At 62.3% G+C, this 23,729-nt stretch carries 16 protein-coding genes; 11 read left to right on the forward strand and 5 right to left on the reverse strand.

Annotated elements, in window-relative coordinates:
- Position 1 precedes the first annotated feature (1 nt).
- The 3 genes from AB4Y87_RS19075 to AB4Y87_RS19085 all read right to left on the reverse strand — a co-directional run bounded on the left by AB4Y87_RS19075 (position 2) and on the right by AB4Y87_RS19085 (position 4,280).
- On the reverse strand, positions 2–2,590 hold the full coding sequence (locus AB4Y87_RS19075; protein ID WP_442005852.1) for a GH32 C-terminal domain-containing protein: 2,589 nt from the start codon (positions 2,588–2,590) through the stop codon (positions 2–4).
- Between the two features lie 126 nt (positions 2,591–2,716).
- Entirely contained in the window at positions 2,717–3,922 is a 1,206-nt protein-coding gene (locus AB4Y87_RS19080) for a NosD domain-containing protein (RefSeq protein ID WP_442005853.1), read from the reverse strand.
- A 175-nt stretch (positions 3,923–4,097) separates the two neighbouring features.
- On the reverse strand, positions 4,098–4,280 hold the full coding sequence (locus AB4Y87_RS19085) for a hypothetical protein (protein WP_442005854.1): 183 nt from the start codon (positions 4,278–4,280) through the stop codon (positions 4,098–4,100).
- Positions 4,281–4,546: 266 nt separating this feature from the next.
- Here AB4Y87_RS19085 and AB4Y87_RS19090 point away from each other — a divergent pair, with 266 nt between their 5' ends.
- The 7 genes from AB4Y87_RS19090 (at position 4,547) to AB4Y87_RS19120 (ending at position 13,987) form a co-directional block, all read left to right on the forward strand.
- A complete protein-coding gene (locus tag AB4Y87_RS19090) occupies positions 4,547–5,827 on the forward strand; it encodes an ABC transporter substrate-binding protein (RefSeq protein WP_442005855.1) in 1,281 nt (426 codons plus the stop codon).
- A 70-nt stretch (positions 5,828–5,897) separates the two neighbouring features.
- Complete coding sequence (locus AB4Y87_RS19095; RefSeq protein WP_223936080.1) at positions 5,898–6,785, forward strand: carbohydrate ABC transporter permease; 888 nt, start codon at positions 5,898–5,900, stop codon at positions 6,783–6,785.
- A gap of 170 nt (positions 6,786–6,955) precedes the next feature.
- Positions 6,956–7,852, forward strand: a complete 897-nt coding sequence (locus tag AB4Y87_RS19100) for a carbohydrate ABC transporter permease (protein WP_442005911.1) — start codon at positions 6,956–6,958, stop codon at positions 7,850–7,852.
- Between the two features lie 65 nt (positions 7,853–7,917).
- Positions 7,918–9,333 carry a right-handed parallel beta-helix repeat-containing protein gene (locus AB4Y87_RS19105; RefSeq protein WP_442005856.1) on the forward strand — a complete coding sequence of 472 codons (1,416 nt, stop codon included), beginning with the start codon at positions 7,918–7,920 and terminating at the stop codon, positions 9,331–9,333.
- 15 nt (positions 9,334–9,348) lie between these two features.
- The gene (locus tag AB4Y87_RS19110) at positions 9,349–10,401 is read left to right on the forward strand and encodes a LacI family DNA-binding transcriptional regulator (RefSeq protein ID WP_442005857.1); all 1,053 of its coding nucleotides are present in this window, start codon (positions 9,349–9,351) and stop codon (positions 10,399–10,401) included.
- Positions 10,398–11,930, forward strand: a complete 1,533-nt coding sequence (locus AB4Y87_RS19115; protein WP_442005858.1) for a glycoside hydrolase family 32 protein — start codon at positions 10,398–10,400, stop codon at positions 11,928–11,930. The genes AB4Y87_RS19110 and AB4Y87_RS19115 overlap by 4 nt, the downstream gene beginning before the upstream one ends.
- Before the next feature lie 119 nt (positions 11,931–12,049).
- Positions 12,050–13,987, forward strand: coding sequence for a DUF5107 domain-containing protein (locus tag AB4Y87_RS19120; protein WP_442005859.1), 1,938 nt, complete (start codon positions 12,050–12,052; stop codon positions 13,985–13,987).
- A gap of 38 nt (positions 13,988–14,025) precedes the next feature.
- Here the strand turns inward: AB4Y87_RS19120 and AB4Y87_RS19125 are convergent, their stop codons facing one another.
- On the reverse strand, positions 14,026–14,634 hold the full coding sequence (locus AB4Y87_RS19125) for a TetR/AcrR family transcriptional regulator (RefSeq protein WP_442005860.1): 609 nt from the start codon (positions 14,632–14,634) through the stop codon (positions 14,026–14,028).
- A gap of 113 nt (positions 14,635–14,747) precedes the next feature.
- Between AB4Y87_RS19125 and AB4Y87_RS19130 the strand changes: the two genes are divergently transcribed.
- Complete coding sequence (locus tag AB4Y87_RS19130; protein ID WP_442005861.1) at positions 14,748–17,897, forward strand: glycoside hydrolase family 2 TIM barrel-domain containing protein; 3,150 nt, start codon at positions 14,748–14,750, stop codon at positions 17,895–17,897.
- Between the two features lie 111 nt (positions 17,898–18,008).
- Here AB4Y87_RS19130 and AB4Y87_RS19135 read toward each other — a convergent pair whose 3' ends face one another.
- On the reverse strand, positions 18,009–19,745 hold the full coding sequence (locus AB4Y87_RS19135) for a M23 family metallopeptidase (RefSeq protein WP_442005862.1): 1,737 nt from the start codon (positions 19,743–19,745) through the stop codon (positions 18,009–18,011).
- A gap of 188 nt (positions 19,746–19,933) precedes the next feature.
- Here AB4Y87_RS19135 and AB4Y87_RS19140 point away from each other — a divergent pair, with 188 nt between their 5' ends.
- The 3 genes from AB4Y87_RS19140 (at position 19,934) to AB4Y87_RS19150 (ending at position 23,729) form a co-directional block, all read left to right on the forward strand.
- A complete protein-coding gene (locus tag AB4Y87_RS19140; RefSeq protein ID WP_442005863.1) occupies positions 19,934–22,168 on the forward strand; it encodes an McrB family protein in 2,235 nt (744 codons plus the stop codon).
- A 79-nt stretch (positions 22,169–22,247) separates the two neighbouring features.
- Positions 22,248–23,456 carry a 5-methylcytosine restriction system specificity protein McrC gene (locus AB4Y87_RS19145; RefSeq protein WP_442005864.1) on the forward strand — a complete coding sequence of 403 codons (1,209 nt, stop codon included), beginning with the start codon at positions 22,248–22,250 and terminating at the stop codon, positions 23,454–23,456.
- Positions 23,457–23,489: 33 nt separating this feature from the next.
- Positions 23,490–23,729 (forward strand): PLDc N-terminal domain-containing protein, encoded by a 240-nt coding sequence (locus AB4Y87_RS19150; RefSeq protein ID WP_442005865.1) that lies wholly within the window; start codon positions 23,490–23,492, stop codon positions 23,727–23,729.

Here is a 23,729-nt window from a genome sequence, read left to right on the forward strand (position 1 = left end):
GTCAGCCGCCCCACATTGCCTGGTTGAGGGGAGTAACCGTCAGGCTTTCCAGCCGTGCCGTTCCTCCTTCTGAGAAGACCGAGATATGGGTCGCCCCAGCGCTGGGAAAGACTTGGTCCGTGATGGTGGTCAGACCGTCCTGGGCGAAGAGTTCCACGGATGCACGGTCGACGTACAGGCGCAGGCGAAGCCGGCCATTGATCAACTCCACCCGCGGGTCCTCTACTGAACTGAAGGCTGGATGGAATCCTTCGTTGCCTGAGTTGGTCCTGTCCAGGGAGAGCCGTTTCGTGGAGGGAGCGTAGCCGATCCGGGTTGCTTCGGTTCCGTCGTCGAGGACTTCCAGGCCAAACACCGACGCCGTTCCCGGAGAGAATTCGGCGTCGACCTGGACCACATCACCTGTGATGGGAAGTGTAGTTGTTCCCGGCGTGACGTCCTGGGCCGGCGCCGTGTACGCTGCTGCCGTGTTCTTCAAGGCATCGGCTTGGGACACCACCTGCTGCCGCAGCCGCGGGCCCTCGGACGTCTGGGTCAGGACGACTTCACGCGGCAACGCCATGGTTCCGCGCCACGTGGTGGTGGGAGTGTCCTGCCCGTAGTCCCAGTTGTTCATCCAACCCAGCATGATGCGTTTGCCGTCTGGAGCATTGTTGAAGGACACCGTGGCGTAGTAGTCCCTGCCCCAGTCCAGCCAATCATGCTGCTCGAGGTGGGAGGCATCCGAGGAAACGAATTCGTCGGCCTGGATGTGTCCCCAGCCGCCGCGGTTGTTGTCCACGATCTTGATGGTGGCCTGGCTGCCTTTGTAGGCGCTGACGTCCCAGGCGTTCCACTCCAGATGTTCGGAGTCGTTGCCGGTGGCGGTACGGACTGTTTGGCCATTGACCACAAGGTTCACGGTGGTTTCAGCACTCCTGGGCTTCGCCGGCTCCGAACCCAACACCATGTTGTCCAGTGTCAGGTGGCCCCAAGGCCCGGTCGCGTTGTCCACAACCCGGATGCGGGCGATTTGGCCGTACCAAGGGGAAACGTCCCAGTTCTGCCAGTTCAGGTCGCCCGAATTGGTGCCCGTTGAGGTGCGCACCGGCACCCCTCCCACCAGCAGCTCAACCTGGAGCTCTCCGTTGGTGCGGCTGCCGCCACCCAGGAGGAAGCCGATGTTGGTGCTGGTCAGGTAAAACTCGGGGGACGTGATAGTGCCGACGTTATTGTCCTGGTACGGGCCGCCTTCGAAAGTGTTGATCCGTTTCCCGATGGCGAATTCACCGCCCGACGTCGACGGGTTCAGTGCCGCTTGGAAGTCGCCGGTGAGCTGCCAGCCGGCTTGCGTGAAGGTCCCGGGGTAGTCGAAGCCGTCGAACAGCAGGTAGCCCGGAGGGGCCTGGTTTCCCGACTGTTTCCCGGCTTCCTGCGGGTGTTTTCCGCCCCCGGCGAGGAAGTTGAGGTAGTCCTTGTCCAGCGTGAAAGGTGCTGATTCCATGGTGCCCACGGGAGCATCTCCGCCATGGAAGCCGTTAACCAGCCCGGCTCCGATGGTGCCGGTAACCGCCATTTGTCCTGACAGGCTTCCTGAGGCGGGGGCGCTTCCCCAGGGCCCGGAACTGTTTGACGGATCGTTCTGGACGTTCCAGCCGCTGTAGTTGCCGCCGTTGAAGCCGGCAAGGACGTTTCCGGGGGGAAGCTGACTGGCGGGATCGATGTTCTCGGCTGCGAACGAAGTGCCGTTGAAGGTTCCCACGAAGTATTGTCCACCGCTGCCGCCTGCAACGGCTCCAGGGTTGATGTTCACGGACAGGACCCACTTGACGTTGTTTGGGTCTCCGTCGACGGCCAGGGGGAACAGATCAGGGCATTCCCACTGCCCGCCTGTTGCATTTGCCGGACCGAAGTCATCCAGATAGTTCCATTGCTTGAGGTCGTTGCTCTTATAGAAGAGGACGCGGTGCTCGTCGGCTTCAACGGCTGCCATGACCCAGTAGTCCGGACCGGTGGGGGAGTCGTACCAGAAGACTTTGGGGTCGCGGAAGCTGGAGGTGTTCCTGCTCAGGACCGGGTTGTTGCCGTACTTGGTCCAGGTTTGTCCGTCGTCAGTGCTGAACGCCAGTGACTGCGCTTGCTTACCGGCGAGGGTGGGGTGGGCCCCGGTGTAATTGCTTGTGTAGATGGCCACTAATGGCGGATTTTGGAGGGTCCCGAGCCCGCTGGTGTTCTGGGTGTCCACCACCACGGATCCGGAGAAGATTTCCTCGATGACCTGGCCGGATCCGTTGAAACCCCGGGGAATGGCGAGTGGTTGTTCCTCCCAGTGGATCAGGTCAGTGGAGGAAGCGTGGCCCCAGCTCATGTCCCCCCACCGCGTCCCGTTGGGGTTGTACTGGTAATACATGTGGTATCTCCCGTTGTGGAAGATGAGGCCGTTGGGATCGTTCATCCAGTTCGCTTCAGGCGTGTAGTGCAGGTACGGGCGGTATTGCTGGGTGGACGGATCCGGGTCGGTGGCCTGGGCGGTGGCTGCGAAGGAGAATGAGGCAGCGGTGAGAGCCACGGCCGCCCCGATCGACATTAAGGCTTTGGTGCGTCTTGTCATCGTTGACAGACCTTTCGTCAAGGGCTTGCGTTGCAGGATGACGACGGCGGACCGCCTCGTGGGGCGACGCCCGCCGTCGTCGTTACTTATGCCGTGCGATGACGCCGTGCTGTTGCGGCGTTCGGTTTACGGCGTTGCCCTGAACGCATAATTGGACGCGTACCTCACCACCTGGTTGCTATCGCCGCTGTCCAGCACCTTGGACCCGGAAGTTGATGCATCCAGGACTACGGTGTGCACGGCGATGGCCGAGACGGTGTTGTTAGTGGCGATGAAGTTGTTGTTTCCGGAAGCCACCAAAATGATGGTAGGCGTCTGCCCCGACGGCGAGACCGATCCGGAGGCGACGTCGTAGCTGAAGTGGTTTCCAGTCACTGTGTTGTTGCTGCCCGCGATGTGCACCAGGCCGAAGAGATCATCCAGGCCGTTGTTGTACGGCTTGAGGGGATCGAACGGTTCCATCTGCCGCAGGAAGTGATTGGCTCCAATCAGATTTTCCGTGCAGCTTCCTTCGAAATTCACCATGCCGGGGTAGAAGGCGTGGAAACGGTTGGACGTGATGGAGGAGCGCGTGCAGTCTTTGAAGTGCACGCTGCTCTTGCCCCGTGGAAAGACGTTGTTGCCCGTGACCAGCAAGCCCATGTGTCCCTCGGCGAAGATCGAGAATCCCACGAAGCCGGCGCCAATGAGGTTGTCAGTGACTTTCGAGGCCTGGCCTGATCCTGTCAGCTCCACGCAGGATCCACATTCGGCAAGAAAGTTGCTGCTGACGCTCAGGGCATCGGTGTCCCTCACAACAAGCCCATGCTCGAGGTACACCATTCCCATGCGCTCCACCCGGCAGGAATCGTTGGCCGAATCGAAGCGGATGCCGGTCTTGCCGTTGGTGTAGTCGTTCTCATTGGAGCCAAAGGACACACCGTCGAGGCAGAAGTTCTCGAACACCACCGCGCTGATCCGCGGATCGCCTGTGCGGTAAACGCGGAAAGCGTCCGTGTTCCCGTCGGTGTTTTCCACCCTCACGCGGCTGGCACCGGGGTTGACCTCGTGCCAGCCCGAGGTGTTGCCGGAGTTGTAGCGGATGCTCAGCGAGGTGAAGCCATGGCCCGATCCGCGGATAGTGAGGAAGCTGATGTCCACATTCACCCGGGTCTTCAAGGAGTAGTCTCCCGGCGGGATGTAGATCACGGCACCGGGCTTGGACGCCTGGTTGGTCTGTTGGCTCTTGATGTCAGCGATGATGCTGTTGATGATGAGCCCGATGTCGTTGTACGGGGTGGCGGACGGATTCCCTGGCACGCTCCAGGTGGTGACGTCGTAGACGGTGGTCAAAGCTGGTTCTCCTCACATCGTTGGGGGACTGAACTGTGCTGCTTCTCTTTAAGTGCGGCCAGAACCGCCGGCGCCGTGCTCTGATGCTCGCTCGTGCCTCGCTTAGACGCATGCTGCCGCATGCCTCCGGCGGTTCCGGGTGGTTCTACAGAGGGCTGCTCTATAGACGGACGGTCTACAGGACGCCGATCAGGTGACGGTGCCCCTGCGGCTGAGTACCGGCGTCGGGCGCTGCGGCCACTTGTTCAGATGCTGCGGCAGCAGCGTTGCCGGTGGCCGCGACGGCGAAGGCGACGGCGGCCGACGCCGTAAGCGCGCGGAGCACACTTCGCCGGCTGATGTCCGGGATGGGTTTCATACGTTCTCCTTTGAAGGGGATGCCCACTGGGCACAGCGGATGCCAAAAACTGCCAAATCGGCCAAAATATGCCAAAACGGTTTATCTGCTAGCGTCGATGACTCTAGGGCTGGCGCATCCGCGGCGTCAAGGCGCCAAACTGGCCAAAATGTGACGCTTGACATACTGCCGAAATCGGGCCTATTGTGTTGCCAAGTCGTTTTGGCAAAACGATTCTCCATCCCCAAAGATTCTTTCAATCCCGTTCCAAGAGAAAGTCGACAGCGATGTCCACTCGAAAGACCATCTCCAGGCTCGTCACACTCGGCGGCCTCTGCACTGCCGTCGCACTCGCTGCTACTGGTTGCGGTGCCGGGGGCCCCGCACCAACATCCGGAAGCGCATCCAGCACAGTCAATGTCCTGGTGGAAGCAGGAGGCCACGCCGAGCTCACAGGCGTTGCCCAGCAATGCAAGAAAGACACCGGCCTCGACGTCAACTTCGTCGAACTGCCCTATGACGGCATGTTCAACCGGCTCTCCAGTGAGTTCTCCTCCGGCAATGTCTCCTTCGACGTCGCGGCATTGGACTCCGTGTGGCTCCCCAGCTTCAAGGATGCAGTCCAGCCAATCGATGAACTGTTCACCGATGAAGCCAAGAAGGACATTTTCCCCGCCCTCGTGAAGGAAGCCAACGTTGACGGCCACTTCATCGGAATGCCGGCCTGGACCAACGCAGAGATCATCCTGTACCGCAAGGATCTCTTCGAGGACGCCAAGAACAAGGCAGATTTCAAGGCAAAGTACGGCTACGACCTGGCAGCTCCCACCACGTGGAAGCAGTACCAGGACATCTCCGAATTCTTCACCAAGGACGGCATGTATGGCACGGACGTGAAGGGCGCCGTGGAAACGGAATGGCTTGCCCACGTCCTGCAGGCCGGCTCGCCGATGGTCCTTGATGCGAACAACAACGTGATCATCGATAACGCTGCCCACAAGGAAGCGCTCGACTTCTACGTCAGCCTCACCAAGGACGCCCCTCCGGGTGCTGCACAGGTTGACTGGGCAGCGGCACAGAACCTGTTCAACCAGGGCAAGACCGCCATGACCCGCTTCTGGGCCCACGCCTACCGGCAGATCCCCAAGGACTCTCCCGTAGCAGGCAAGGTGGGAGCTGCAGCGATGATTGGCGGCAGCGCCGGCGTCGCGGGTGTTCCGGGCCCGTGGTACCTGTCCGTACCCAAGGCGACCAAGAACGCGGATGCAGCCAAGAAGTTCATCAAGTGCGCGTACGACTACAACAGCATGGGTGTGGAATCCAGCCTCGGACTCGCCGCGCGCATCTCAGCGTTTGAGAAGTACCAGAACCAGCCGGGCTATGAGAGCTTCAAGCCGCTGATCGAAACGCTCAACGGCAAGGCAACCGCAACGCGTCCGGCAACAGCCAAGTGGCAGCAGATCGTGGACACCGTGCTGGTTCCGCTCCTGCAGAAGGCTGTAGCTGGCGGCGACTCCGCCACCCTCCTGGCTGACGCCAAGAAGCAGATCCAGGACCTCCTCAAGTAAAGACTCCGCGGCCGGCACCAGCCGACTCAGCCAGTGCCGGCCGCGGCCCCAACAAACAGAAGAGAAAATCGTGCGTATCTCCGATCGCCGCTTCGCCCTATACCTGATGACCCCAGCGGCACTGTTCCTGGCCGTGTTTGTGGCCTACCCGCTGTTCCGCCTCGTCGCAGACAGCTTCTTCAAGATCTCGCCCATCGCGGGCGGCCCGCGTGACTTTGTCGGATTCCAAAACTACGCTGCAGCGTTCGCCTCCGAAGCCTTCATGGGTGCCGGCTGGCGAACCCTGGCTTACACAGTAGTGGTGGTGACGCTCGAGTTCGCGCTCGGCCTGGGGATGGCCCTCCTGTTCACCACGCTCGGACGCAAGTCCCAGATCTGGCGAACGGTCTTCCTTTACCCGCTGATGATTGCGCCGATCGTGGCCGGCCTGCTCTGGAAGTTCCTGATGATCGATAACTTCGGCCTCATCGGGACCATCCTGCACCAAGCGGGCATCCTCTCCAACCCCAACCAGATCGGCTGGCTCTCGGACCCGAACATCGTGCTGTTCTCGGTAGCCGTCCCGGACATCTGGCTCACGACGTCCTTCATGTGCCTGGTCCTGTTCGCCGGCCTCCAAAACATCCCCGGCGACCTCATCGAGGCAGCCCGCCTGGACGGCGCCAAGGCACCGGCGCTCCTGTTCCAGATCATCCTTCCGCTCCTCCGCCCGGTGATCGCCGTGGCACTGGTGGTCCGCGGAATCGATGCCGCCCGGGCCTTTGACACCATCCTCATCCAAACCAACGGCGGCCCGCAGTCCGCTTCCGAAACCATGAGCCTGCTGATCTACCGGACCATGATCCGCTTCGGCGATCCCGGCCTGGCCAGCGCCATGGGCACCATCTACCTGCTGGCGATGCTCGCCGTCGCGTTCTTCGCGGTGGCCACCATCTGGCGGCCAGGAAAGGACAACTGATGAGCGCCGCAGAAACATCGCACGACGGCGGGACACCGGCTTCCGCTCCTGGCATCAGGCCGCGCCGTTCAGCAATGGTCGCCCGGCTCACAGCAGCCAAGCACACCCAAGCAGCCGAGCACACCCAGGCAGCGAAGCAAACACCCGGTGACCCGACAGGCAAAACTGTGCTGCCGCCGTCGGGGATTACAGAGCCAAGCGCCCCGCGCAAGCGTCGTGGTGTAAACCGCGAAGGCCTCGAGGCTGGACGTCGCAGCACGCGGACCATCCTGTGGATCCTGCTGGCCGCAGCCATGGTGCTGTACGGTTTCCCGTTCCTGTACCTGCTGTTTACGTCCTTCAAGACTCCGATCGACACCATCGCCGTTCCACCCACCATCCTTCCCAAGGAATGGACGCTGGAGAATTACGCGAACGCCCTGGGCCGCAGCGGTGTGTTGGCGTCATTCATCAACAGCATCCAGACGGCGATCATCAGCACCCTGCTTTCGCTGGTGCTGGCTGTCCCGGCGGCTTATGGCATCACCCGTTACAAGACTCCGAGCGGCCGGGTGTTCATTATGGCCGCACTGGTCACCCGCATGGTGCCGCCGGTAGCAATCGGTATCCCGCTGGCATCCATGATGGCCTCGGCAGGGTTGGCGGATACGCCGATCGCATTGTCCATTGCCCACACCACCATTTCCTTGCCGCTCTCCATCTGGCTCATGTCCAGCTTCTTCGAGGCTGTTCCCCGCGACCTGGAAGAGGCAGCAACCGTGGATGGCTGCAGCAGGCTCGGTGCGCTCTGGCGGGTGGTGATCCCGGTGGTTTCCGGAGGCATCGCCGTCACCGCGATCTTCGCTTTCCTGGCCTCATGGAACGAGTTCCTCTTCGCGCTGCTGATGACCGCCATCCGCTCGCAGACCACTCCAGTGGTCATCGCGAACTTCCAGACCCAGTTCGGCCTGGACTGGGGATCCATGACGGCGCTGGCCGCCGTGTACTCGATCCCGGTCATCCTTCTCACCCTTCTCCTGCAGCGCAAGATCGTCGCAGGCATGACGCTCGGCGCAGTTAAGGGCTGAGAAACCGTCAAAGGCTAAGAAGCCGTCAAGGGCTGAGAAACCACACCACAAAAAGGGCAGAAGCTATGTCAAGCAACAACTACTACGACGTGACCACGTGGCCGGTCGGTAATCCGTCCGAGGACGTCGGTGAAGTCATCAACAGCATCATCGCCGACGTCAAGGCCCGGCAGGCAGCCAGTGATGTGAACAACGGAGGAAAGCCGGGAGCGGTGATCTACCTTCCGCCCGGCGACTACCACCTCCGTACGCAGGTGCTGATCGATATCAGCTTCCTCAGGATCGAGGGTTCGGGGCACGGCTTTACTTCCTCGAGCATTCGGTTCAACGTCCCCGAAGACGAATGGGCTGATCTGCATGAGCTGTGGCCCGGAGGAAGTCGCGTTATTGTCGATCTTCCACTGGACGCGGACGCTGACAGCAAGGACGCTGACGGGGAGGTCGCAGGCGAATCCAGGGGAGCCGCCTTCTACGTTGAGCGAAGCGGGAGCCCACGGATCAGCTCGGTGGAGTTCTCCAACTTCTGCATCGACGGCTTGCACTTCACCCCTGATGGCTCGGACCTGCCGCCGGAGAACACGTATGTAAACGGCAAGACCGGCATCTACGTGGCGAGCGCCAATGACTCATTCCGCGTCACGGGGATGGGGTTCATCTACCTGGAGAACGCCCTCACCATCCACAACGCGGACGCGCTTTCCATTCACGATAACTTCATCGCTGAATGCGGGAGCTGCATCGAGCTGCGCGGCTGGGGACAGGCGTCAAAGATCACCGATAATTTGATCGGAGCAGGTTTCAAGGGCCACTCGATCTATGCCAAGAGCCATGGCGGGCTCTTGATAACCGCGAACAACATCTTCCCCAGGGGTGCCAGCAGCATCCATTTGGACGGCGTCACGCGTTCAAGCGTCACCAACAACCGGCTGCATTCGTTCTACCCCGGGATGGTGGTTCTCGCAGAGAACAGTTCGGAGAACCTCGTGGCAACGAATCACTTCCTGCGTGACCATGAGCCCTGGATACCCTTCCTGGGAGTCGATAACGGGGTGGACGATCTTTACGGGCTTCTCTGCGTGAGCGGGAGCAACAATTCTGTGGTGGGCAACCACTTCTCCGAGGTCATCGACGCAGAGAGCATCCGTCCCACAGGTGCGACGCCGGTCATCATCCGGTTGCTGGAGGGGACTGGAAACTTCGTTTCCAACAACCACGTGGTGGCGATGGACGTTCACGCCACGTCTAGTGATTCCTGCTTCTCCGCCCAGGTGGACGCCCTGCTGACCACGGGCGCTTCTGACGGGCTCGCCGTTACGGCCGTCCTGGTCGATTCCGAATCTGCCCGGAATACGATCCTTGATTCCGGAACTGACGCCCAGGTTATTGCAGACAGGGCTGTCAACGCCTTGAGGGCCACACCGACAGTCGATTTCCAGGCCGCACATGCTGATTCGATCGCAGGATCAGCACCAACATCATGAGGACGTGGGGGACCAATGACGAATAGATCAGTGGGTATCAAGGATGTGGCGGCAGAGGCCGGGGTCTCTGTCACCACCGTCTCCCACGTCCTCAACGACGTCGCCTACGCCCGGGTTGGCGCAAGAACGAGGGAGCGGGTCCAGGAGGCTGCGCATCGCCTGGGATACGGCCCGAACCGCCTGGCCCAGGCCCTGCGGACACAACGTTCAGGGATGCTCGGGTTCATCAGCGAGGAAATCGCCACCACGCCGCATGCAGGCAGGATCATCCTGGGCGCAGAGGAAACTGCGAAACGCCGGGGCTACAACATCATGATCATCAACTCCACCAGCACCAGCTCCCAGGAGTCCAAGGAAAGCCAGGTGGCGGATCTGCTGGACCGGCAAGTGGATGGCATCCTGTACGCCACGATGTATCACCGGAAGCTGGCTGTCCCCAAGAACCTCGCTGGACTGCCTGCAGTCCTGGTGGACTCCGAAGACATCAGCCAAACTGTTTCCTCCGTCATCCCCGACGAAGTGGGCGGGGCAAGGTCCGCAGTGCAGACACTGATCGACGCCGGTCACACCCGGATCGGGATGCTCAACAACACCGACGACGTGCCCGCAACCCACTCCCGGTTGAGGGCTTTCAAGGAGACGTTGGCAGACGCCGGGCTGCCGTTCCACGAAGAACTGGTCCAGTCCGAGATCTCGGAGATGCCCGGTGGCTACCAGGCGGCGCTGCGGCTGCTGAAATCCGAGAGCCGGCCAACGGCCGTGTTTTGCTACAACGACCGCATGGCCATGGGTGCGTACCGGGCCGCTGCGGAACTTGGCCTGCGGATTCCTGATGACATCTCCTTCGTCGGTTTCGACAACCAGGAACTCATTGCCGAAAACCTTTACCCAGCGCTGACGACAGTCGCCCTGCCGCACTACGAAATGGGTGCCTGGGCAACGGAAAACCTGATCGATGCCATCGAAGGGAAAACCGACCTGCAGCTGTTCGCCACCCACCCCACGGTTCTTCCATGCCCCATGGTTCTTCGCGATTCCGTCGCTTCCCTCCCGAAAGACCTCCGATGACTGAAACAACAACGCACCGTGCCGCCCCCGGCGAAGACGCCGCCTCAACGATGCGTCCGATACTTCACTACACGGCCAAGAACACCTGGCTGAACGATCCAAACGGACTGGTTTGGCACAACGGCGTCTACCATCTCTTCTACCAAAACAACCCCTTCGACAACGTCTGGGGCAACATGTCCTGGGGGCACGCCACCTCGACTGACCTCCTGCACTGGACCGAACACCCGGTTGCCATCGCCTGCGACGACGAAGAGGACGTCTTTTCCGGCAGCATCGTGGTGGACCACGGCAATACATCAGGATTCGGCACAGACGAAGAGCCGGCGTTGGTGGCCATCTACACGAGCGCCTTCAAGGAAGGCTCGGCGCATCAGGGGACACAGGCCCAGTCCCTCGCGTTCTCCACGGATGGCGGCATGTCGTGGAGCAAATATGCAGGCAACCCGGTGCTTGGCCGCGGCTCGGCCCATTTCCGGGATCCCAAGGTGTTCCGCTACGAGGGATCTGCCGGGTCCTGTTGGGTGATGGTGGCCGTGGAGGCCCAGCATCAGCAGGTTGTCATGTACCGCTCGGAGAACCTGAAGGACTGGGAATACCTGAGTACTTTCGGCCCCGCGAACTCGGCGGAAGGCGAATGGGAATGCCCGGACCTCTTCCGGCTGCCCGTCGACGGCGACCCGGAGAACGTCAAGTGGGTCCTGGTGGTTAACGTCAATCCAGGTGCCGTGGCCGGTGGTTCCGGAGGACAGTACTTCGTGGGCCACTTCGATGGCTTGCAGTTCACTGCCGATCCTGATTCGCTCGTTTCACCCGGTGCCGACGGAACCATGGATCTCAGGCAATGCCTCTGGCTCGACTGGGGGCGTGACTACTACGCCGCGGTCTCTTTCAGCAATGTCCCGGAGAACCGCCGCATCATGATCGGCTGGATGAACAACTGGGACTATGCCAACTCCTTGCCAACGGCCCCGTGGCGCTCCGGCATGTCGCTTGCCCGCGAGGTTGAACTTGCAACCGTAGAGGGTTTGCCACGCCTGGTGCAGCGGCCTGTGCTTCCCCTGGAATCTGGAAAACCTGCCAGCATTATCCAGGATGCCGAAGTTAAGGACTCCGTGGTGCCACTGCCCGACTCCGTGCCCGGATCAGCCCAGCTGATCGAGGCCCAGATCCTGCCAGGCACGGCCCGGACCATTGCTTTCAGGCTGCTCGGCGCCCCGGACGGGAGCGCCGCAACAGTTCTCAGCTTTGACGCCGAGACGAGCCAGCTCACTCTGGACCGCCGCAACTCCGGAAACACCGGCTTCCACGAAAAGTTCGCGTCGGCGGAGTCGGCGCCCGTGAAGCTCGACGGCGGCGTGCTGAGGCTGCGTATTATCGTGGATCAATCAGTGGAGGTCTTCGCCCAAGACGGCAGGGTTGTCCTCAGTGATCTGGTCTTCCCCCTGCCCGGGAGCTTCGGCACCGGGCTGCGCGTGGAAGGCGGCACCGCCCTTGTGCGGAAACTGGTGGTCACCGATCTGAACTAACGGCCACGTCCTAACAGACAGGGGCTGGATCGGCTCTCCCCAGGGAGTTCTAGCGCTGGCTTCCCGGTTCGAGGAGACTGTGGGTGTGGACGTTGAATTCCTCACGATCGGATATTGACATGGCTGCCATTTCACCTTCCAACCTCACGGTCACCACCATTTCCCTGACGATGGCAGATATTGGCCCACTGAACCCCTTGCCGGTGGTGGCCGCGGAACTCGATCAGCCTTATACGGTGGGCGACGGCGTGCCGGAAGAGCTCCAGGCGGCGGCCCGCTACGGAGTAGTGCCCAACGTGTTCCCGTACCTCATGCAGGACGGTTACAGCCGGGAGGCGGCACCCAAGGAGCTGCCCGCCGTCGTGCTTGAGAACAGCAAACTCAGGGCCACCGTCATACCGTCGCTCGGCGGCCGTATCTGGGAATTGTTCGACAAAGTGACGGGAAAGCAGCTCCTCCACACGCACGACGCCCCCCAGCTCGCCAACATCGCGCTCCGAAAGGCGTGGTTCGCGGGCGGCCTGGAGTGGAACATTGGCACGCGCGGTCACTCACCCACCAGTTGCGATCCTCTGCACACCGCGATCGTCCACACGCTGGACGGAAAGCACATCCTACGCGTGTGGGAGTTCGAGCGGCTCCGGGAAGTGGTCTTCCAAGTGGACATATGGTTGCCTGCCGAATCTGACGTGCTGTTCGCGGCCGTGCGTATCCGCAACCCCAATGACCACGAGGTTCCCATGTACTGGTGGAGCAACGCGGCCATTCCGGAGACGGACCGCACCCGCGTGATCGCCCCGGCCGACGAAGCATTTGGTAGCGACTACGCCACGGACATCACCCGCGTCCGGCCGACGGACCACAATGGCTACGACGGGACGTGGTTGGTCAACAGCCCGCACGCCGCCGATTTCTTCTTTGATATTGATCCTTCCGAACGTCGCTGGGTTGTGGCTGCGGACGACGACGGCGACGGACTGGCGATGCTGTCCACCAGCCGGCTGAGGGGCAAGAAGCTCTTCGTCTGGGGACAAGGCCAAGGCGGCAAGCGGTGGCAGCAATGGTTGAGCCCGGGTGCTGGCCCTTACGCCGAGATCCAGGCTGGTCTCGCAAGAACCCAGTTTGAGCATTTGGCCATGCCGGCGGGTGCGGAATGGTCCTGGGTGGAGGCGTACGGCAATGGGCATCTGGACCCGGATACCGCCCACGGATCGAACTGGGATGCGGCCGTAGCCCATGCCGGCCGGCGGCTTGAGGAGCTCCTGGCACACGAGGACCTGGAAGCAATGCTGCCCGCCGCCATCAGCGATGCTGACGTCCCGCCGTCCACCATGCTGCTCCACGGCAGCGGCTGGGGCGTGGTGGAGCGGGCCCGCCGGCGTCGGACGGGCAAGGGCTGGATTGACGAGAGCGGCACCCCATTCGTCGATGAAAGTGTCACAGCGGAGCAGGAACCATGGCTGGAACTGCTGAAGGGAAAAGCGTTCGACGCCGCGCCCAGCTTTGTTGCCGGAGCTGACTGGGAGGAGCTGCTGGAGGGACAGGAAAGTCCTGAGGCGCGCTTCCATGTGGCCACGATGAGGCATGCCCGGCAGGACCTGGAAGGAGCCAAGGAGGCGTATCGCGAGGTGCTTGCTGCCGGGGGCGTTCGGCCAGGGACTTTGGCGCTCGCACATCGCGGATTGGGGCTGGCGTTACTGGCCGAAGGCGTGGATCGCGAGGGCCTGGGCGAACTCAGGAGCGGCGTTCAAGCCGACTCCGCCAACACAGCGTTGCTCACCGAGGCCGTGACACTCAGCATCCGCCATGATGATCCAGCCCAAGCGCTGGAACTGCTGGAGTCCGCACCCAGGGAGGGCACCGCCGTCGGGCGTTTGAGGTTCCTCAGGGCCCTGGCACTGGCCCGGGCGGGCAAGGCGGGCGAGGCTGCAACCATCCTGCGCGAAGGGGTGGAGATACCGGACCTCCGCGAGGGAGAGGATGCCATCGCGGCGCTCTGGGAAGTAGTCTGTCCGGGCGAGGCTGTGCCGTTCAACTACCAATTTGGAATGCACTAGGGGGCTGGAACGGCAACGCATAGCAGGTTTTCGGCCCGTCAGGCCTCGGGCAGTAGGACCAGTTCGAAGAAGCCCCGCAGGGCTTTTGCTACATCTATGGCGTCAGGAGCCAACAGCCACTGGGTTTGAAGGCCGTCCCACAGGGCCACCAGGGACGTGGCTGCCCACGCTGGATCCACGCCGGGCCGGAGTTTGCCCTCCTGGGCCAAGGCCGAGAAAGAGCGCCTATAGCTTGCCCGTATGCGTTCGAAGCGTTCTGTGAAGTAATCACGGCCGGGATGGGCATTCGTGATCGATTCCGCGCACAGCACTGTGTAGAGCTCGATGACGCCGGGAATCTTCTCGTTATGGAGCGCCGTGCGAATCACGTCATCCACAAGCGACTCTTCCTCAGCGGAGGGATTCGCGCTTCCGGTCAGTTCGTCGCGCCACTCCAGGACGCCCATCAGAAGATCGCTTTTTGACGGGAAATAATGCAGGAGGCTGGTCTGGCTCATGCCCGCTTGGTTGGCAACGTCCTGCAGGGAGCCGCCCAAATACCCCTTCGCGGCAAACACGGCGTGGGCGGAGTCGAGAATCACTCGTCGCTTTTCCTTCGCCTTGGAATAGGGTCCCCGCTTGGCGCTCGCCGTGTCCTTTGTGGTCATGGCAAGCCAGTGTACAGCGGGCGGGGATTGGAACACTGAAATTAGAGTAACTACTCGAAATTTGTGTTAGCGTGGTCACACCCAACCCTGCAGTGGACGCTTGAAGGAGCCACGTGGAATCGACATCTTCGGCCTTGTTTACCGGCACTTCCTACATCACCCATCCCGGCCCCGGCTCCGGCAATCGGCTGCCGGCCCGCTCCTGGCTACGGAGTGACGCGCCCACGATCCCACTCAACGGCTTGTGGAGATTCCGGTTGCTGCCCGGTGCGCCCGGAACGCCCGGCGGCAGGGGAGTCCTGCCCGCCGGCGAGCAGGTAGAAGGAGTCGCTGATGAAGGTCTGAACGATTCCGGTTGGGATGAAATCCCGGTTCCTTCCCACTGGGTCCTGGAAGGTGAGGGCCGCTATGGCCGCCCCATCTACACCAACGTCCAGTTCCCTTTTCCCACCGAGCCACCCCACGTGCCGGACGAGAATCCAACCGGCGACTACCGCAGGACCTTCACCATTCCTGCTGACTGGGCAAGTGCGGAGAGGATCGTCCTGCGCTTTGACGGGGTGGAGTCCCGTTACAAAGTGTGGGTCAACGGAACAGTGATCGGCGTCGGCACGGGAAGCCGGCTGGCCCAGGAATTCGACGTCACCGAGGCAGTCCGTCCCGGGGAAAACGTCCTCGCAGTCCGCGTCCATCAGTGGTCTGCTTCGAGCTACGTCGAGGACCAGGACCAGTGGTGGATGCCGGGCATCTTCCGCGACGTCACGCTTCAGGCCCGTCCTCAAGCAGGTATCGACGACGTCTGGTTGCGGACCCCATTTGAAGGCACCAGCGACACCGGTTCAGGCATCATCGACGCCGAAATTGCCGCTGCTCCTGCTGCCTATCCTGTGCGCCTCCGCGTTCCCGAGCTCGATGTTGATGTCACGTGGGAAACTCCGGAGGACGTCGCCCCGGTGGCGATTGCCGCCGTCGAACCCTGGTCCGCGGAAGTCCCGCGGCTGTACGCGGCGACGATCTCCAGCCAGGGCGAAACGGTCTCGTTGAAGATTGGCTTCCGCACGGTGGAGATCAAGGGAGACCAATTCCTGGTGAACGGGCGGCGGGTGGTGTTCCACGGCATCAACCGGCACGAGACGCACCCGGACCGTGGCCGCGTCTTCGACGAAGATTTTGCCCGCGCTGATCTTGCCATGATGAAGCAGTTCAACGTCAATGCCATCCGCACCAGCCATTACCCGCCGCACCCGCGCCTGCTGGATCTCGCCGATGAAATGGGATTTTGGGTGATCCTGGAATGCGATCTTGAAACGCATGGCTTTGAGCGCCATCGCTGGGCCGGAAATCCCAGTGACGATCCGGCCTGGCGTGAAGCGCTGGTGGACAGGATGGAGCGCACCGTTGAGCGGGACAAGAACCACCCCTCAATCGTCATGTGGTCCTTGGGTAACGAGGCAGGAACGGGCGCCAACCTCGCGGCTATGTCCGCCTGGACCCACGCGCGAGACTCCAGCCGTCCGGTGCACTACGAGGGCGACTACGCCGGCGCGTACACCGACGTCTACTCGCGCATGTACTCCTCCATCCCCGAAACCGAAGCCATTGGCCGCAACGATTCCGGCTCGCTCCTGCTCGGCTGCTCCGCGGCGGAATCGGCGCGCCAACGCAGCAAGCCCTTCATCCTGTGCGAGTACGTCCACGCAATGGGCAATGGTCCCGGTGCGATTGACCAATATGAGGACCTGGTGGACCGCTATCCGCGGCTGCATGGAGGCTTCGTGTGGGAATGGCGCGACCATGGGATCCGCACCACCACCGCTGATGGCACAGAGTTCTTCGCCTACGGGGGCGACTTCGGCGAGGTTGTCCACGACGGCAATTTCGTCATGGACGGCATGGTCCTTTCGGACTCGACGCCCAGCCCGGGACTGTTCGAGTTCAAACAGATCGTGGCGCCCCTCCGCTTGGGCTTCGAAACAGCCGTCACCGACGGCGTGACCCGCCCATTGCTCACAGTCGCCAACCTGCGGCACTCGGCGGACGCGTCCGACGTCGTCCTTCGCTGGCGCACCGAAACGGACGGCGAGGCGACCGCGTCCGGAACGTTCGACGTCGTGACCTCCGCTGGCGATCAACTCGCCGCGGGTGACTCCACAGTCATGGAGCTCCCGGAGTTGGCGCTGAAGGCTCTAAGCAGGGTGGAGGCCGGCGAACAGTGGCTCACCGTTGAGGTTGCCCTGCGCAAGGACACCGCGTGGGCACCTGCTGGACATGTCATCTCCACTGCGCAGTTGGATGTCAGCGCATCTGCTGCCAGGCGTCCAGCTAAAGCTCCGCGACCACTGTCGTCGGCTGGGCGCGGGGAGACCGGGACAGGTGGCACCTTATCCCTGGGTCCTGCCTCCCTGGGACCTGCCCAGTTCGAGGATGGGCGGCTCGTTGCCCTGGCTGGACTGCCGGTATCCGGCCCGCGCCTGGAGTTGTGGCGAGCACCAACGGACAATGATCGAGGTTCGAATTTCGGCAGCTACGACCTCGGCGACCCCTGGCTCAACAATGGCAACGGCGTCCCGGCTCCGTCCAATCAGAGTGTGTGGCTCAAGGCGGGTCTTGATAGGTTGACGGCCCGCGTCGAGAAAGTGGTGCAGGCCGACGACGGCGTGTTCGTCACCACCCGCTATGCCGCCGCGGACACCGCACATTCTGTTTCCGTGGACGAGCAGTGGCAGGTATCCGGGGGAGAGCTGTGGTTGCGCCTGGATATTGCACCCAGCGCGGGTTGGGACATCGTGTGGCCTCGTCTGGGAGTGCGGTTTGACCTGCCCGGATCAGTGGACGGAGCCTCCTGGTTCGGGACAGGACCCCGGGAATCGTATCCGGACAGCATGCGTGCCGCCCTGGTGGGCCGCTACTCGGCGGCAATCGACGAGCTCAGCGTGAACTACGCCCGGCCGCAGGAGACAGGGCACAGGAGTGCTGTCCGATCCTTGGAACTGCGTAACAGTACGGATCCCTGGGTGACGTTCCACGCACTTCCCGATTCCAGGGATCGACTCCCTGGCTTCACCTTGTCCCGGCATACGGCCCAGCAGGTCACGGGCGCAGCCCATCCGCACGAATTGCCGCAGAGCCGGAACAGCTTCCTCTACCTTGACGCCGCACAGCACGGGCTTGGCTCCAGGGCCTGCGGACCCGACGTCTGGCCGGATTTCGCCCTCAAACCCGAAGCCCGCACCATGGTGTTCAGGATCGCGGCCGCCAGCTAGTAAGAACGCTGCCAGCTAGTAAGAACGCTGGCGGCTAGCAGGAATCCAGTCCGGCCTTCCGTCTGCTTGCCCGCAAGCAGACGGAAGGCCGGACACTTCTCGTGGACACGCTCAGGGCGTCGGAGTGGGCGTGGCCGTGATGGTTGGAGTCGGTGTGGGCCCGGTAGTCGGGGTCGCCGTGATGGTTGGAGTCGGCGTTGGCCCTGTACTTGGGGTCGCTGTGATGGTTGCGGTGGGAGCGGCCGTGGCTGTCGGAGTGAGCGACGGCGTGGGCTCGAATGAGGGTGTTGGGGTTGCTGAGGGTTCGGCGGTTGGCGTCGGGCTGGCTGTTGGGCTGGGCGTGGGCGTTACCGTGGCCGTGGGCGTAGTTGTTGGAGATGCCGTGGGTTCGGCGGTGGGGGTCGGGCTAGCGGTTGGGGTCGGCGTCGGCGTAGCAGTCGCAGTTGGGGTGGGTTCAGTCGTGGCAGCCGGCGTGGGCGTAGCCGTTGGGGTCGTTGCAGGTTCGGGAGTCGACGGCGCAGCCGTCGCGGGGGCCGACGTCGCCTGCTCGCCAAGCGCGCCGCCGAGTGACCACACCGGAACTTCGCCAACCGGCGCCGTTCCTGTTGCTGGTGAGTAGCTCGTGAGCCTGAGCAGATCCACGGACGACTCTTTATCCAGCGGAATCAGGCTCCACGATGATGGATCCACCAGCACGCCATTCACAATTGTTTCAAAGTGAAGGTGGCATCCGGTCGAGGAACCAGTGGAGCCGACCAATCCGATGACTTCCCCGGCTTCGACTACTTGCCCTTTACGGACGGCGCTCGCCTGCAGGTGGTTGTACGTGGTGATCAGCCCGTTGCCGTGATCGATCTCTATCCGGTTGCCCCCGCCCCAGGCATGCCAGCCCACCTCGCGCACGTAGCCGTCGTCGGCAGAATGAACCGGGGTTCCACAGGGCGCCGCGAAGTCCTGCCCGGTATGAAATTCACCAGGGGCACCCGTGATGGGACTGGTGCGTAGCCCGAAGGGTGAGCTGGGGCGCAGATTCACCAGTGGGGACATCAAAGTGCCTGGTCCTGGCCGTACGTGAAGGGACTCAGCGTTACCGACTGATGTTTGCCACCAACCGCTGCCGCTGGAACAAGGGAGTGTCAGCGGACCTTGGGAGTTCAGGAAACCCACGATCTTCTGGGCCAGCTCCCGGTACTTGGTGTAGTGGTCTGGATCCTGGTTGTGCTGTACCTGGTGGATGGCCAGGGTGGAAGGCAGAAGCTGCCAGTCCTTGATGCCCTTCAGAGCTAGGAAGAAACTTGTTGCGCTGATGAATGGATCCATGCGATCGGCATAAGAGCCCCATGCCCCGTTGGCGCGCTGCTGGAACAGCCCACGGGAGTCGGGGCCGGCGCTATCGCCGAAGTCCTTGTTTTCCAGGGAAGATTCGCCAAGCGCGGCTTGTACCCCAAGGATTTGGGCATCGGAGGGAAGGTCCAGTTTTTCCGCCGCCACCATGATGGCCGAAGCATTGCGGAGTTGGAGGTCCGAAGGAGCGGCGCTGGTGGACGCCACTCCAAATCCTGAGGCTGTTTGTTGGCAGAGCGTCGACGCCAAGGGGTTTGTAGGCGCAGGCTCAGACGTCCCCGAAGTGTTGGTGGCCTGAACCGGAGTGTCATTCGTGGACCGGTTGGCTACGGAAGGCGCGTCCGTCGATGAGTTTGCCCGGATCTGTTGGATGGCCGAGGGCGCCGTGGTGGCTGCTCCAGATTGGAAGCAGCCGAGCAGCACCGCTGCCGCAATAAGCGCTAACGGAAACCGGGCGCGAATACGCAGCCGCGTTGGGCCTTTGTCAGGAGGTTTGCTGTTCACAAATCCCGCTCCTGACATGAGCCCCCGCCCGGCGAAAAGCGTTGGAGGTCCACACCATTGTCTGGATCCGATCACTGCATGTTACGGGTACTGCATGTCTATGGGAATGACAGGCCCACGTCAAGACTTTGCGCCTTCGCAGTGCTCCAAATCCAGATGCTTGGCTAAGTCAAACAAGGTAAGTTGGCATGGTGACCCCCTCCGTGAAGCCTGCCATTGACCGCGCCCCCGGAATCTCCAAGGAGATCGAGGACGCGGCCTGGTATGTGCTGGGCCCGGCCCTACAAGGAAGACCGTCAGCGCTGGACGGAGCCACGCTGACGTGGACGGCAGAGGCCGCCGGGGAGCTGCTTGAACGCCTTGAGCGGGGCGTGGAAGATTCCAAAGCACCCATGATGACCAATCTCCGGCAAAACCTCGAAGGCGCGTCCCGTGAAGCCAAGCTGCTGGCAGTGGAGCTGCTCTTCCTTCAGTCCTTGCCGCTGGCCCACGAGGTCAAGTCCCTCAGGGTGAAGCGTGCCCGGGTTGCCGAGGCTGCCTCCTGGGTGGAACCGGCCATCGAGCTGCCGGAACAGCTCTACGAGGGCATGACGGACCACGGCGTGATCCGCGACCGTACCGCGGAGTTCAACTGGACCATTTGGGACCACCTGAAATGGCTGTGCCGCTTTGTTGCTCATGTGGACAGCCAGAGCACTGAAACCATCAACCAAGCGCTCGCCGATCCTTTGAAGTTCCATGAACTTGCAGTCGGAACACCAGAGGACCAGCCGGCCCTGCGCCGCAGCATTGAGTATTTGGTGTGGCCCAGCTACTTCGAGCCTGTGGTGGCCGACGTGGAGCGTCGGGAGATTCGTGACGCCTTCGCCTCACTCGTTGGCGGCGCCGGGGGCGATACCGAAGAGGACGTGACTGCGGACATCCATCGGATCCGGCTGCACCTGGACGAACAAGCCGGCCAGCGCATCGATTGGTACGCACGCCAGCTGGTCAGCCAATGGCGCAAGGTGGGAGACCCCGGCCGCAGATCCTGGTTGCTGCGTACGCATCACGACAACGCTGATTTGCTGGCCGCGTGGGTTGCTGAAGAGAAAGCCACGCTGGATGTTGAGCACCTTCGCTCGCTCACTGCCGGAGTCACTGCGGGCGTGGTCCAGCATGCCGTGGACGAGGACTACAAACACCTGGGCTACGTAGAGCGCGAGGACACTAAAACCGCGGTCTTCGCCTTCCTCACGGTAATGAAACCCGGCGACCTTACGCTCTACCAGAACGCCGGACGCGTTCGGGTGGGAGTCGTTCTTGGCGAGCCCGAACACCATGAGGACAACCGGCGTATCCGCCGCAAGGTCCGCTGGTTCGATGACAGCTACGCCATCACCGAACTTCCGCGCCATGCGCAGCGGCAATTGTCCACACCCGGCATCATCGTGGATGTCACCCGGGTTATTCAGGCGCTGCAGGAACTCCTGCCGGTAGAAGCCGAAACCGACGGCGAGGACGAAGCGCCGCCCACCGCCGTCGTCGAGGTTGTCCAGCAGGGATTCCGGCCGTTGACGGAAGAGTTCGCGGCGTCCCTCCACATGGACCTCGAGCCGCTGAAGGAGATCGCCGAACTGCTTGAAGAGAACCGCCAACTGGTTCTTTATGGACCTCCAGGTACCGGCAAAACGTACCTGGCCAAGCACCTCGCTGCCGAACTCGCCGGCGACAGCACTGATGAACGGGTGAAGCTGGTGCAGTTCCATCCGTCGTACGCGTACGAGGATTTCTTTGAGGGTTACCGGCCGGACAAGACCGACGACGGGCAGGTCTCCTTCAAGCTCGTCGCCGGGCCTTTGCGACGACTCGCGGAGGAGGCTGCCAAGCCGGAGAACGCGCACAAGCCGTACTTCCTGATCATCGATGAGATGAACCGTGCCAACCTGGCCAAGGTCTTCGGCGAGCTGTACTTCCTGCTCGAGTACCGTGACGACCGCATTTACCTGCAGTACAGCCCCAACGAGCCCTTCAGCCTGCCGGACAACCTGTACATCATCGGCACCATGAACACCGCTGACCGCTCCATCGCCATGATGGATGCCGCCATCCGTCGTCGTTTCGCGTTCATTGAACTCCATCCCAAGGTGGAACCGGTCAGGGGATCGCTGCGGCGCTTCCTTCAAGCCCGCGGCCTGGACACCCTCAATGCCGATCTCCTGGACGCCCTCAATGACGCTATCGATGACTGGGACCGTGACCTGATGATCGGGCCGTCCTACTTCATGAAGAACGCTGCCCAAAACCCCACAGGTTTGCGCCGCATCTGGAAGTACGAGCTCATGCCGTTGCTGGAGGAGCACTACCACGGGCAGTTGAACCGTGCCCAGTTGGAGGAACGCTTCGGCCTGGACCAATTGCTGGGACGACTTGCTGCCCGCTAAGGCCGTCCCGCCCCGCCCACGCCGACCACCTGCAAGCGCCGGCACGGCGCGGACGGCTGCCGGGACCCGGCACATCGTCATGGACGAGCTCTCACGCGGAGTCGTTGACAAGCTCGACCCCCCAAGCGCTGCTTTCATCAACGCCAGTGGGCTGGCGAAGGCCTCACCAATTGGCATGGGCCTCTACAGGATCGAACCGGTCGGCAAAGTCGGCTCGGTAAGGACTTCCACTGTCCAGCTTGAGGTCCGCCCGAAGGACCGGCTTGGCCTGAGTCGCTTGCTTTTCCTCCTCAGCTACGCCGGCGATCAAGGCTTCCGAGACCACTCCGTGGAAGCAATTGAGCACCCTGATCTCTGGAGCGCCCTGGCCGAATCACTGGCCCAGCTGGCTGACCGCGCACTGAGCCGGGGCGTCCTTCAGGGCTACCTCACCATCGATGAATCGCTGCGGACCGTCAAAGGCCGCATCCGCATCTCGGACCAGATCTCCCGCCGGCCCGGCATGATGGTGCCCTTGGAAGTGTCCTACGACGAATTCACTGAGGACATCGCTGAAAACCGCATCCTCCGCGCCGCGTTGGAACGGATGGGGAAGGTGCCAGGCGTCCGGGCCGACGTCCTGAGCCGCTTGCGCCAGCTCAAGGGAAAGCTCGACGCCGTCACCCGCCTTCAGTCCGGAGCTCCGTTGCCGCCGTGGCGGGCCAACCGAATGAACCTCAGGTACCACGCCGTTCTGCGGCTCTCGGAGGTCATCCTGCGCAATGCCTCGGCCGAGGCCGGAGAAGGGAAGCAGCAGACGGCGTCCTTCGTGGTAGATATGGCACAAGTTTTCGAGGAGTTCGTGGGCACGGCCTTGCGCCACGCGATGAGTGCCTACCCAGGGGAGATGCGCCTCCAATATGGAGCGATGCTCAATGAGGCTGTCCGGGACTCTGATCGCCTGACAGTTCGCCCCGACGCCGTCCACTTCCTGGGCGGGAGGCCGGTGGTGGTCTACGACTCCAAGTACACCGCAGCAGGTGATGCCGGCGCTTCGCTGAACGCGGACCATTACCAATTGCTGGCGTACTGCACCGCACTAAGGGTCCCGACTGCGTGGCTTGTCTATGCCGGGCCTGGGGAGATGAAGCTGCGCAGGATCCTGAACACGGACATCGACATCGTGGAGTATCCGCTGGACCTGTCCCTGCCGCCGTCGGAGATCCTGGCCGCCGTGGCGGACCTCGCGGAACAATCGTGGGGCGAGGTTGTGCGTCAGGCTGTGGCGGGACGAACGGCGTCGGACTAGCCTGATAACTAAATCTTCACGGATGGAGGCATCATGGCTCGCAGGAAATCGTGGCGCGATATGAGCAAAGGCCAGCGGATCATGCTCATCGTCAGCGGAGCCATAAATATGGCCCTGCTCGGTGCAGCGCAACGCAGCATCGGCAAGACCCCCGACTCCAGGATCAGGGGAAAGAAGGCAGTGTGGCGCGCTGTTTCGTTCATCAATTTCTTCGGACCGGTGAGCTACTTCCTCTTCGGCCGCCGTCGTGATGCCGCAGTAGCCGGGCGCTAA

Origin of the sequence: Paenarthrobacter sp. RAF54_2 (genome assembly GCF_052113945.1) — a bacterium.
Classification (GTDB): domain Bacteria; phylum Actinomycetota; class Actinomycetes; order Actinomycetales; family Micrococcaceae; genus Arthrobacter.

Coding starts and splice junctions, on each gene's coding strand:
- AB4Y87_RS19075 (WP_442005852.1), bottom strand. CDS start 2,590: ATGACAAGACGCACCAAAGCCTTAATGTCGATCGGGGCGGCCGTGGCT.
- AB4Y87_RS19085 (WP_442005854.1), bottom strand. CDS start 4,280: ATGAAACCCATCCCGGACATCAGCCGGCGAAGTGTGCTCCGCGCGCTT.
- AB4Y87_RS19090 (WP_442005855.1), top strand. CDS start 4,547: ATGTCCACTCGAAAGACCATCTCCAGGCTCGTCACACTCGGCGGCCTC.
- AB4Y87_RS19105 (WP_442005856.1), top strand. CDS start 7,918: ATGTCAAGCAACAACTACTACGACGTGACCACGTGGCCGGTCGGTAAT.
- AB4Y87_RS19110 (WP_442005857.1), top strand. CDS start 9,349: ATGACGAATAGATCAGTGGGTATCAAGGATGTGGCGGCAGAGGCCGGG.
- AB4Y87_RS19115 (WP_442005858.1), top strand. CDS start 10,398: ATGACTGAAACAACAACGCACCGTGCCGCCCCCGGCGAAGACGCCGCC.
- AB4Y87_RS19120 (WP_442005859.1), top strand. CDS start 12,050: ATGGCTGCCATTTCACCTTCCAACCTCACGGTCACCACCATTTCCCTG.
- AB4Y87_RS19125 (WP_442005860.1), bottom strand. CDS start 14,634: ATGACCACAAAGGACACGGCGAGCGCCAAGCGGGGACCCTATTCCAAG.
- AB4Y87_RS19140 (WP_442005863.1), top strand. CDS start 19,934: ATGGTGACCCCCTCCGTGAAGCCTGCCATTGACCGCGCCCCCGGAATC.
- AB4Y87_RS19145 (WP_442005864.1), top strand. CDS start 22,248: ATGGACGAGCTCTCACGCGGAGTCGTTGACAAGCTCGACCCCCCAAGC.
- AB4Y87_RS19150 (WP_442005865.1), top strand. CDS start 23,490: ATGGCTCGCAGGAAATCGTGGCGCGATATGAGCAAAGGCCAGCGGATC.